This window comes from Mycoplasma zalophi (genome assembly GCF_018914005.1).
GTDB lineage: Bacteria > Bacillota_I > Bacilli_A > Mycoplasmatales > Metamycoplasmataceae > Metamycoplasma > Metamycoplasma zalophi_A.
Genome location: NZ_JAHMHI010000001.1, coordinates 145,928 through 158,823, shown reverse-complemented (window position 1 = coordinate 158,823; position 12,896 = coordinate 145,928). Strand labels below are relative to the sequence as shown.

The window sequence follows — 12,896 nt, the reverse complement described above, 5'->3', positions numbered from 1 at the left end:
TATGTCTAATACACCTAAAAGCCGTAAATATGCAAATTTAGATGAAAATAAAATTGAAAAAATATCTCTAGCGCTTGCAACTTCAGAAGATATAAGAACTTGAAGTCACGGGGAAGTTACAAAACCTGAAACAATTAACTATAAATCATATAAACCAGAACGTCATGGGTTATTTGATGAGTTAATTTTTGGACCAATGATTGACTATCGTTGTCCAATTTGTGGTCATAAATATAAAAAAGTTAATGAAGTTAATGTTTGTGTTAGAACTGAACTTTGTAGAATTGAAAGACCAGAAATTTTACCTAAAATAGCTCGTCGTAATCACATGGGACATATTCATTTAAATAGCCCTGTTGTTCACTTTTGATACTTTAAAGTTGATCACTCAATTTTAGCTAAATTATTAGGATTAAAAGTTGAAGGAACACAAGAATACGTTAAACGTTCAAATCTTGAAAACTTAATCTATTACAAAAGTCATATTGTTTTAGAAAGTGGTGGATTATCAAGTTTACCTAAAAATAAAATCATTGATATAAATAACGCTGGTCCAATTTATCATGAAGCTCTTAATGAAATTGCCTTAAATTATGAAGAAGGTAGTGAAGAAAGAGAAGAAATTGATGAAGCAATAGCATCTGTTATTGAAAAATCAGAATCAAAAATTGGTCAAGACCATGGAATTGACTTTTATGAATTCAATGATATTATTGAAGAATATTCAGATGCAAAAATTGGAACTGGATCAGAAGCAATTGAATATTTACTTAAAAAAATAGACTTGCACAAGGAACAAAAAGAAGTTTCTGACGCAATTCAAAAAATTAATCAAGAAGAATATGCAAATGGACAAATAACTTCTACCCTTAAAACAAGTCGTGAAAAATTATATAAACGTTTACAAGTTATTAATTCATTTATAGAAAGTGGTCAAGAACCAACTTCTATGTTGATTTATGATTTACCAGTTATACCTGCTGACTTACGTCCACTAATTCAATTAGATGGAGGGCGTCACTCTACATCTGATATTAATGAATTATACCGTCGTGTAATTATTAGAAATAATCGTTTAAAACAATGACAAGAAAAACAAGCTCCAGTTTTATTAATTCAAAACGAATTAAGAATGATTCAAGAAGCTGTTGATGCTTTAATCGATAATGCTCGTCGTAGTCCAAGTCCTGTTTTAAGTAAAGATAACCGTCCATTTAAGAGTATTTCAGATGCACTTACTGGTAAAAAAGGTCGTTTTAGACAAAACTTACTAGGAAAACGTGTTGACTATTCAGGGCGTAGTGTTATAGTTGTTGGCCCAAATTTAAAAATGCACCAATGTGGAATACCACGTGAAATGGCTGCAAAATTATTTGAACCATGAATTATTAACCGTTTAATTGAAAAAGAAGTTGTAAGTACAATTAAGCAAGCTAAAAAATTAATAGAAGATGAAAATTCAATTATTTGACCTCACGTAGCTGAAGCTATTAAGGGAAGATTAGTTTTACTTAATCGTGCTCCAACGCTTCACCGTTTAAGTATTCAAGCTTTTGAACCTGTTTTAGTTAGAGGAAAAGCTATGCGTCTACACCCATTAGTTTGTGCCGCATTTAACGCCGATTTCGATGGGGATCAAATGGCAGTTCACGTACCAGTTTCTGAAGCAGCTCTTTTAGAAGCAAGGGAATTAATGTTAGCAAATAAAAATATTTTAGGACCTAAAGATGGAGAACCTATTATTAACCCATCACAAGATATGATTTTAGGACTATATTATCTAACATTAGAAAAACGTGAAGCAAAAGGTGAAGGAAGATTCTTTAGTAATTTTGAACACATGATGAGAGCATATGAAGAGAAAAAAGTTGATCTTCACGCTCGTGTTGCATTACCAATTGATGCTATTAAAGAAAAATTAGACTTTTATAATCCAGATGATAAATATATAGTAAGTAGTGTTGGTAAATTTATTTTCAATAGCGTTTTCCCTAAATCATTCCCTTTTATTCATAGTGGGGACTTTTCAGACGATCTTGAAGAAATTAAACGTTATTCACGTCAATTTATTTTAAAACCACGTCAAAACATTTATGAATTTATTAAAATGGAAAGCCCTATCCAAAAAGCTTTCACAAAGAAAAATATTGCTAAAATCGTTCGTTTAGCATTTAATCAATATGTAAGTTCAATTACAATCGAAGATATTGCAAAAGTTATTAATAATATAACTGCAGATAATTATCACGAAGTAATGACAGAATTTATTAAAATCGATAATTATCGTGGTGAAAAATTATCATCAATTCATGCTAAATTATTAGCAAGATTCACAAAAGAAGAATTTGAGTTAAATTACAATGCAAATAAAATTGTAAAAGAGGGAGAAAACCCTGTTGTAGTTAATGCAAAAGAAAAAGCTAAAATTTTAGATGGTGTTTGATTTAAATATACAAATATAGTTGCATCTATTCTTGATAGAATTAAGGAACTAGGATTCAAATATTCAACAATTAGTGGAATAAGTATTTCAATTAATGATATTATTGAAACCGATAAAAAACAAGAATATATTCAAGAAGGTGATGAATATATTGAAAAATTAAAAGAATTCTATCAAAGTGGAGAATTAACTGACGATGATAGATATAACTTAACAATCAAAAAATGAACAGAAGTTAAAGAAAATATCCAACAAGAATTAAAACAAGTTATAAAAGATAATGTTGAAAACCCAGTTATCATGATGATTGATTCAGGTGCTAGGGGAACAATTAATAACTATGTTCAATTAGCTGGTATGCGTGGACTTATGGCCAATAATACCAAAACCCTAAAAGCCGATGCTAAAAATGACCGTGTTGTTAGATCTACAGTTGAAGTTCCTGTTAAAAGTTCATTCCTTGAAGGATTAACAGCTTATGAGTTCTATTCATCAACCCATGGGGCTCGTAAAGGTCTAACAGATACCGCGCTTAATACTGCAAAAAGTGGTTACTTAACACGTCGTTTAGTAGATGTTGCTCAAAATATAGTTGTAAAAGAAGAAAATTGTGGTAGTGATTATGGATTCATTATAAGAGATATAATTGATACCAAAACACAACAAACAATTGTTTCATTAGTAGATAGAATTGAAGGTCGTTTTACAAATAAAGATATTTATGATAAACACGGAAATTTAATTATTGCTAAAGATAAATTAATTAGTCAAGAAATTGCTAAGAGAATTAAAAATGAAGGAATAAAAGAAGTTGAAATTCGTTCAATTTTTGGATGTAATACACGTAATGGTGTATGTAAACACTGTTTTGGTAAAGATTTAGCAACAAATAGATTAGTAAATATCGGAGAAGCTGTAGGAATTATTGCAGCTCAAAGTATCGGGGAACCTGGAACACAACTTACAATGCGTACATTCCACTCAGGTGGGGTTGCTGGTGTTGAAGATATTACCGGTGGGTTTACTCGTTTAATCGAATTAATAGATGCTTATGAACAACCATGAGGAACGCCTGCAGTAATTAGTCCTGTAAATGGAAAAGTTATTGAAATTGCTCAAGGTTCAGATGATAGTCATTTTGTAATTAAAATTGAATATCAAAATTCACAAAAACAAACAGCAATTAAAAATGAAGCTGTTTATACTAAGAAAAAACTAAGAGTAGCAGTAGGGGATCAAGTAAGAATAGGACAAAAACTTTCAGAAGGTCCAATTATTTTAAAAGATCTATTACAAATTGCAGATGCTCATGCAGTACAAAATTATTTATTAAAAGAAATTCAAAAAATCTATCGTTCTCAAGGTATAGCTATTAGTGATAAATATATTGAAATAATTGTTCGTCAAATGATGTCAAAAGTTGTTATTTATGATGCGGGAGATAGTAAATTCTTTGCTGGGGCTATTGTTGATATTTTTGATTATCAAGATGAAGCTGGGAAATTACTTTCAGAAGGTAAAAAACCTCCATATGGTAATGTAATCATTAAAGGAGCAAAACAAACCCCATTACTTTCTGATTCATTCTTAGCAGCTGCTTCATATCAAGAAACAACTAAAATATTAGTTCATGCAGCCATTTCTAATCAAGTAGATCCATTAGAAGGTCTAAAAGAAAATATTATAGTCGGTAAAAAAATTCCAGCAGGAACAAACTTTGCACAAGCTGCAAATACAGTAAAATACAATATAAAACCATCAATAAGTTACTTTACGACAAATGAAACTGAAGAAAATCTAAATTTAGATTTCATTAATGAAGCTTCATATCAATTCCAAAATGATTTAGATGAAATTAAAAATCAAATTGAATCTGAAAGCGAAGCAGAAGAAGAAATTTTTGATGAAGAAACTTCCGAAGAAGAATAATTAATAAGAAAATGAAATTTGTTTAAATAACAGATTTCATTTTATTTTTGGGAATTATTTTATGCAAAAATCAATAATATGCGAATATATTAAATCTTTTTATTAAAAAGTAATATAATTTTTCCATTATTTACAAGAATAAAACATTATGGAGAAAAAAATGAAATCAAAAAATAAACCACTAGCAAATATTATTGGAGTTGCAATTAGTCTAGGATTAATTATTGCACCTATTGCTATAACTACTTCACTTATTTCATCTAAAAAAGATGAACCTGAACAAAAAATTACACCTAAAAAAGAAATTAATATTGAATTAAATATTACTAAAAAAACATTACCAGAAGTTAAAGCAGAATTTAATAATAATATTAAAAATGAATGAAAACAATTAAAATCACTAAATGACACAACAAAAAACACAGCTATTAAAAGCAAAGTTGAAACATTATCAAATTCAATTTTGGATAATTTAAACAAAAATATTGAAAAAGTTCAAACTACACTTAAAGATGTAGTTTCTGAAGAACAATTAATCCAAATTACAAATATGTATTCACAAGCTTCAAGTATTTTGAATAAAAAATTAAAAGATATTTTAGATTCACTAATTGTTGCAGTAAATAACGATCAAGAAATTAATGATGGTCTTGCATTTGTTAAAGGAAAATTAAATGTTGAAACACTAAATAATTTAAAATTTTCACTAGTAACAGTATTAGATGGAAACTTAAATAACATAAAGGGAATAGAAAAATCAGTATTTAATTCACTAAAAGAAAATGAAAGTACAAAAAATATTGCTGTACTTGATACTTTTATAGAAAAAATGAACGAATTTTATAACACTGAAATTAAAACATTAATAACAGAAATTCAAAACATAAGTTTTGATAATTTAGCATCTGAAGGAATTGAAGCACAAGTTGCTAAATTTAAAACTGTTTTAGATAAATTTAAAGAAGATTCAAGAGTTAAAGCTCACGAATTACTAACAAACGAAGAAGATTACAACACAATTAAAGGTATTCTTTACCCTAAATTTGAAACATTATTTAATATTGCATTACAAAGTGAAACATTATTAAAAGAGAAAACAAAAGAATTAGTAGAAATTATTAACACTATTATTAAATAATTGTAGATATTAGGAGCAATACCTATATAAGGTTGCTTCTAATTTTTTTAAAGGAAAACTATGAAAAAGAAAAAAATTATTTTATGCACTGCTACAATGAGTATTTTAACTCTTAGTCCGATTGCATTATACTCATGCGCTCAACCAAATATTGTTAATCCAAATGCCCTAAAAGAAAATGAACAAGAAAAGAAAGAATCACCTTTAGATACTTATTTAAAAAGCAAAGATATTTCTTTAAATATTAATAACATAAATGATGTTTTTGCATCTGATATAAACTATACTAACATTACTTTAAAAAACAAAGATAATAATCAAATTATTTTTCAAATTCAAAATATGATTTCAAATGATGAAAATGGTTCATTAACTATTAAATATTATGTAAGACAAAAAGATAATCAAAACATTTGACAAAATTCAAATGTTATAACAAAAACTATTACAGGTTTTAAAACTATATCAAAAGATATTAATCAAGAAATAAATAATCTTTCAATTGATGTAGCAGAAGAATTAAAACAATTTTTACCTTCACAAATTACTACTAATACAACAAATTTTCAAATAAAAAACTACAATAGCGAAAATTATTTACTGGATTTTGTCAATATAGAAGCTAAAGATAATGAAGGCAATATTGATATAACTTTAAAATTAAAAAGTAAATTTAAAGATTCTATTGTTTCAAATGAAAGAAAAGTTACTCTTAATAACTTTTTAACAACGGATAAATATATTCTAAATAACTTAAATTCTGAATTTAGTAAAATTAACAAGTTAGAATTAAAAGATGATATTAATAAACAAGAAACAAAGCCATCAAAAATAAATAAAGAATCAGATTTTAAAGTTATAGATAATGAAAAATATAACGTTATTATCAACTCATTAACAACAAACGATGAAACTGGTGAATTAACTATTAATTTTAAAATTCAATCTAAAGAAAATTCAAATATTCAAACAGAACCCAAAGAACTTATTATCAATAACTTTTTAACAAATAATGAAGATGAAAGACAACAAACATTAAAATATTTAAATTCATTAGGTAAATTGCACACATTAAAAGATGCACAAAATAAAGAAAATACACTTCCAAGTGATGTAAATGATGATCAAATATTAGTTAATAATCTTGCGGAAAATGTAGAAATTATTGCTAAACAAATTACTAAAAATAATGACTTAGGAACAATAAATATTGAATACAAACTACAAAAATTCAATGAGTCATTAAAAGAAAATATTATAACAAAACCTATTACTGAAATTATTTCAGGTTTTTTAACAACACGTCAAAAAGAAATAAATGAAGAAAAACAAAGATTAACTTCAATTTCAGAAGATAAAAATAATTATTTCAAAAATGATGGAACACCACTATCTAAAACATATATAGAAGAATTAAATATAGATGATTTAAAAACTACATATGAAGCAATCAATTTTAAATTAGATAATATAAAAACAGATGAAAATTGAAAAAATGTAGATGCTGGAACAATAACATTTAATGCTGATATTATTAGTTTAAAACCCCAATTTAGTGATTTAGTATTTAATCAAACTATTACCATATCAGGATTACAAAATAAAAATTCATTAAATAATGACAAAAAAGAAATAAAGGCAAAATTTGACAAAGAATTTGAAGAATTTTTTGAAAATAGTAAAGAAGAAATTATAAATACTTTTGATGTAAATCATACAGATACTACTAAAAAAGCAAAATTACAAAAAGCTAAAGAAAAAGTAGAAGCTGGGTTACATAAAGAGTTAGCTTATGAATTGTACAATAAAATGGATGAAATGGCAAGTTCAATTTTACAAGAATATAATAAAATTTATGGATACAACAATGAACTAAAAACTCTATACAATGATTTATTAACATCATTGAAAATTTCAACAAAAACCTATGAAAATGTATTTTTAACTGCAACAAGAAAAAATATAGTTAATCCCGAAGGTGGATTCTTTAAAACATTGTATTCAATATTAAGTCATGATAATTTAAGTAATTTTGGTAAGTTAACAGTGGATTATTTTGAACACATAGGTGAAATATTTACCAAATTAAGAACTGAAAATAAACTTGCTTTAGACGCTTTAAAAAACGATCAAAAGTTTGAATTAGTTAAAAATTTAGATGAAATAATTGAAAAGATTTTGAGTGCAATTGATGATCAAGCAAATAAAGTGATTGATGATTTAAAATATGATGCAACAGATTGAAAAATTATATTTTTTGGTAAAAAACAAAATTTTTCTCTTTTCCAAAATTCTCATTTATCAAAAAATGGAACTAATATAGAAAATAGTGATTTAGGTAGAAGATGATTGCTTTTACGAGGTGGATGAAATATATTATTTTCAACATCAAGACATGAAAAAAACTTAGAATCCAATATTGATGACATATTGAATAACACTAATTTAAATTTAGAACAAAAAAATCAATTAAAAGAATTAACAAAAAATATTTTTAAATTTTATACAGGAATTATAGAAAAAAGTCAAAAATCTATATGATCTATATCTTCTGGTACTCTTGTTGGTTCAGCAAGTGATGCATCTAATTAATATTTATTTACGATATTAATTTAAAAATAATTAACTAAAAAACAAATCTACTCTTATTTATAATTATGGGTGGATTTTTTATTTATTTTGATTTTATAGTCAAATATGTAAAAAATCATCAATAATTGTAAGCTATTTTGATAATTTTAAAATTGCTATATAATTAAAACATGTCAAATTATAATTCAAATGATTTAAAAGTTTTAAAAGGTTTAGAAGCCGTTAGAAAAAGACCTGGAATGTATATTGGTTCAACTGATATAAATGGATTACATCACCTAGTTTGAGAAATTTTAGATAATGCTTTTGATGAAGCATTAGCAGGTTATGCAAAAAATATTAGTATTACATTAGAAAAAGATAATTCTGTTATTATTGAAGACGATGGGCGTGGTATACCTGTTGATATACATCCTGAAACAAAAAAAACTGGTGTTGAGTTAGTTTTTACCGAACTTCATGCAGGTGGAAAATTTGATGGCAATGCATATAAAGTATCTGGTGGTTTACACGGTGTTGGAAGTAGTGTTGTAAATGCTTTAAGTACAAAATTAGTGGCTACTGTTTATAAAAATAATTATGAATATGTTACAGAGTTTTCTCAAGAAACTATTACAAAACACACAACAAAAGTACAAAAAACAACAAAACATGGAACAAAAATACAATTTTGAGCTGATCCATTAATTTTTAAAAAAATAAAATTTTCAAAAGATACAATAATAGAAAAATTGCGTGAAACTAGTTTTTTAATTCCTGAAATAAAAATTCATTTTATTGATAAAATTAGCAATTTTGAAAATACTTATCAAACTCAAAATGGAATAAAAGAATATATTAGTTTTATTAACGAAAATAAAGATATTATTAGTGATGTAATTTCATTTCAAGGTACTTATCAGGGTATTGAAATTGATGTTGCTTTTCAGTACTCTGATACATATTCAGAGTTAATTTTATCATTTGTGAATAACGTTAAAACACATGATGGTGGTACTCATGAAACCGGATTTAAATCAGCATTAACAAAATTAATAAATGAATACGCAAATGAAAAAGGATTTATGAAAAATAAATCTTTTGATGGATCTGATATAAGAGAAGGTTTAAGTGCTATTATTAGTCTTAAAGTGCCTGAAAAAATTCTGGAATTTGTAGGACAAACTAAAGATAAATTAGGTACACCTCAGGCACGTGAAGCATTAGAAGAATTATTATCTAATAAATTTAGACATTTTTTAATTGAAAACAAAAACGAAGCACAAAAAATTTTAAACAAAATTAAAAAATCATATGATGCACGAAACGCAGCAAAAAATGCAAGAAATGAAATAAGAAAAGTTAAAAGTAAATTAGATAATAAAAAATTAATAAGTTCTAAATTAACACCAGCTCAATCTAAAAATGCAAAAGAAAGAGAATTGTTTTTAGTCGAAGGTGATTCAGCGGGTGGTTCAGCAAAACAAGGTCGTAATTCCAAAACTCAAGCAATTTTACCACTTAAAGGTAAAGTTGTTAATGCCGAAAAAGAAAAATTATTAGATATTTTAAAAAATGAAGAATTAGCAACTATTATAAATATTTTAGGTACTGGTTTAGCAGATGATTTTAATATAAAAAATCTTCAATACGACAAAATCATAATTATGACAGATGCTGATACAGATGGAGCTCATATTCAAATTCTTTTATTAACATTTTTCTTTAGATACATGAAACAATTAATTGAAAATGGAAACATTTATATTGCTTTACCTCCCTTATTTAAAGTTTCTGGAACTAAAGCAAGACAAACAAATACAATTGAATACGTTTGATTAGAAGAAGATTTAAAACCTACAGTTGAACAATTTAGTTCATATAATATACAAAGATATAAAGGTTTAGGGGAAATGAATGCGGATCAATTATGAGAAACAACAATGAATCCTCAAACAAGAACATTAATTAAAGTAACAGTTGATGATGCAATAAAAGCAGAAAAAAGAGTTTCAATTTTTATGGGAAAAAATTCAGAACCAAGAAAACAATGAATTGAAAGCAATATTGACTTCAGTATTGAAGATGATTTTAAAATTTAAGGAATAACATGGCTAAAATTAAAAATAATGAAATTATTGAAAAAATAATAAATCAATCCCTAGATACAATTATGTCACAAGGTTTTAGCAGATATTCAAAATATATCATCCAACAAAGAGCAATTCCTGATGCTCGTGATGGTTTAAAACCTGTTCAAAGAAGAATTTTATTTAGTATGTTCCAAATGAATTTAACTCATGATAAACCTTTTAAAAAATCTGCAAGAGTTGTCGGGGAAGTAATTGGTAAGTATCATCCCCATGGTGATAGTAGTATTTATGAAGCACTAATAAGAATGTCACAGGAATGAAAAATGGCTCTTCCTGTTGTTGAAATGCATGGAAACAAAGGATCTATTGACGATGATCCAGCTGCAGCTATGCGTTATACTGAAACAAGATTAGAAAAAATTTCTAGTTTACTTTTAGGAAATATCGATAAAAAAATTGTTTCTTTTGTTCCAAATTTTGATGATTCTGAGTATGAACCCACTGTATTACCTGCATTATTTCCTAATCTGCTTGCAAATGGTGCAAAAGGTATTGCAGAAGGTTATGCAACTGATATTCCACCACATAATTTAAATGAGCTTTTAGATGCAAGTATTGAAATTATTAAAAACCCAGAAATTACCTTACAAAAATTACAAAAAATTATTAAAGGTCCTGATTTTCCTACTGGTGCTACAATAAGTGACATTGATGGTTTTAAAGAAGCTTTTGAAACTGGAAAAGGTAAAATTTCAATTTATTCAAAAATAAATTTTGATACTAATAAAAATAATGGAATAATCGGCCTTGAAGTTAAAGAAATTCCTTATGGTGTTATAAAAATCGAACTAGTTAAACAAATTCAAAATTTAATTATTAATAAAACTATTAATGGTATTAAAGAAGTAAGAGATCAATCTAATCGTGAAGGTATTTGTATTTATATTGAACTAGAAAAAGACACAAATGCAAAAGCTATTTTAGATTTTTTATACCAAAAAACAGATTTAAAAGTTTATTATAACTACAATATGGTTGCTATTTCAGATAATGCACCTAAATTATTAGGAATTAAAGAACTTTTAGAAATTTATATCGAACATTTAAAAAATTGTGAACAATTAAGTCTTCAATATGATTTTGAAAAATTATCAAAAAGATTAGAAATTATTTTGGGATTTATTAAAGTATCTGAAATATCTGATCAAGTTATTGAAGTAATTAAAAATTCAGATAATTCTAAAAAAGGTGTTATTGAAAATTTAATCAAAATTTTTGATTTTACAGAAATTCAAGCGACTGCAATTGCTGAATTACGTTTATATAGATTATCAAAAATGGATCAACAACAATATTTAGAAGAAAAAATTAGATTAGAATCAGAAATTTCTAGAATTTCTAATTTATTAAACAATGAAGAAGACTTTAAAAAATATTTAATTGATCTTTTAGTTAATATAAAACAAACATATGGAATCAAAAGACGCAGTGAAATTTCTGCTGAAAATATTGAAATTAATATAAATGAAAAAGATTTAGTAAAAAGTGAAGATTTTTGATGTTATGTAACAGTTGATGGATACATTAAAAAAATTTCACAGAAAATATATTCAGCTAACGAAATTAGCACATTTGGTATTAAAGAAAATGATGTAATTCAGTATATTTCAAACATTAATTCGCACTCAAAATTACTGTGTTTTACATCACAAGGTAATTATTTTATTTTAGATGCATTTACATTAAAAGATTCAGGTTGAAAAGATTTAGGTTATCATATAAGTGATTATGTAAAATTATCTGATAATGAAAAAATTATAAGTGTATTTAACATTGAAGATTTATCACTTAATTTATTATTTTTAGCAGTTTCTAAACGAGGTGCCGCTAAAAAAGTTAAGTTAGCAGAATTTTCGCAAACAACTGCACGAAAATTCAATTGCATGAAAATAAAATCAAATGATGAAATTATTGATGTTAAAATATCAACAAATGATAAAAAAGTTATTTTTATTTTGAATGATGGTTTATATCATTTTTTTGATGAAACTCAAATACCAATTTATTCTTTAAAAGCAAGCGGAATTACTGCTGTGAAATTATTTGAAAATTCAGTTAACAAAATTGAATTATTAAGTGATGAAGATGAATTAATTCTTGCAAATAATCGTGGACAATTTAAAAGAATTGCTGCTAAAAACATTAAAGAAGTAAAAAGACAAAATGTCGCAAAAGTGTTGTATTGACCTTTAAAAACAGTACCATTTTCAGTAATAGATGCTTTAAAATTCCAAAAAAACTTAGAATTTTATTACTTAGATAATGAAAATAAAATTAATGTTTATAATACAAATAATATTTCAACTTCTAATGTACAAGAAAACTTTAGCAATCCAAAAATAAGTATCAATAATTTAGGTAGATTTATTTATAATAAAAACATAGATTCTAATTCAAAAGATTTTTTATATAATGACACCGAAAATATTCAATTAGAAAAACCAAAAAAAGAAATACCAAAAGAAATAGAAAAACCTGTTCTTTTAGAACAAAAACCAAAACAAAATAGCGAAGAAACAATCAAAAGAGCTGAATGATTAGATGTAGATGAATTAATCAATTCTGCTCTTAAAAAAGCAAAATAATTGCTTTATCATTTATAATATTATTTATAACATTTTAGGAGGCTTAATATGCGTAAAGAAATTAGACTAAGAAATAA

General features: G+C 25.8%; 5 protein-coding genes. All 5 read left to right on the top strand.

The window, feature by feature from the left end; all coding sequences use genetic code 4:
* The first annotated feature begins 1 nt into the window (after position 1).
* The 5 genes from rpoC to parC all read left to right on the top strand — a co-directional run bounded on the left by rpoC (position 2) and on the right by parC (position 12,819).
* On the top strand, positions 2 to 4,372 hold the full coding sequence (gene rpoC, locus KQ877_RS00750) for a DNA-directed RNA polymerase subunit beta' (RefSeq protein ID WP_216535735.1): 4,371 nt from the start codon (positions 2 to 4) through the stop codon (positions 4,370 to 4,372).
* 160 nt (positions 4,373 to 4,532) lie between these two features.
* On the top strand, positions 4,533 to 5,510 hold the full coding sequence (locus tag KQ877_RS00745; RefSeq protein ID WP_216535734.1) for a hypothetical protein: 978 nt from the start codon (positions 4,533 to 4,535) through the stop codon (positions 5,508 to 5,510).
* 60 nt (positions 5,511 to 5,570) lie between these two features.
* A complete protein-coding gene (locus KQ877_RS04095) occupies positions 5,571 to 8,102 on the top strand; it encodes a lipoprotein 17-related variable surface protein (RefSeq protein ID WP_216535733.1) in 2,532 nt (843 codons plus the stop codon).
* A 170-nt stretch (positions 8,103 to 8,272) separates the two neighbouring features.
* On the top strand, positions 8,273 to 10,183 hold the full coding sequence (parE, locus tag KQ877_RS00735) for a DNA topoisomerase IV subunit B (RefSeq protein WP_216535732.1): 1,911 nt from the start codon (positions 8,273 to 8,275) through the stop codon (positions 10,181 to 10,183).
* An 8-nt stretch (positions 10,184 to 10,191) separates the two neighbouring features.
* The gene (parC, locus tag KQ877_RS00730; RefSeq protein WP_216535731.1) at positions 10,192 to 12,819 is read left to right on the top strand and encodes a DNA topoisomerase IV subunit A; all 2,628 of its coding nucleotides are present in this window, start codon (positions 10,192 to 10,194) and stop codon (positions 12,817 to 12,819) included.
* The last annotated feature ends 77 nt before the right edge of the window (positions 12,820 to 12,896 follow it).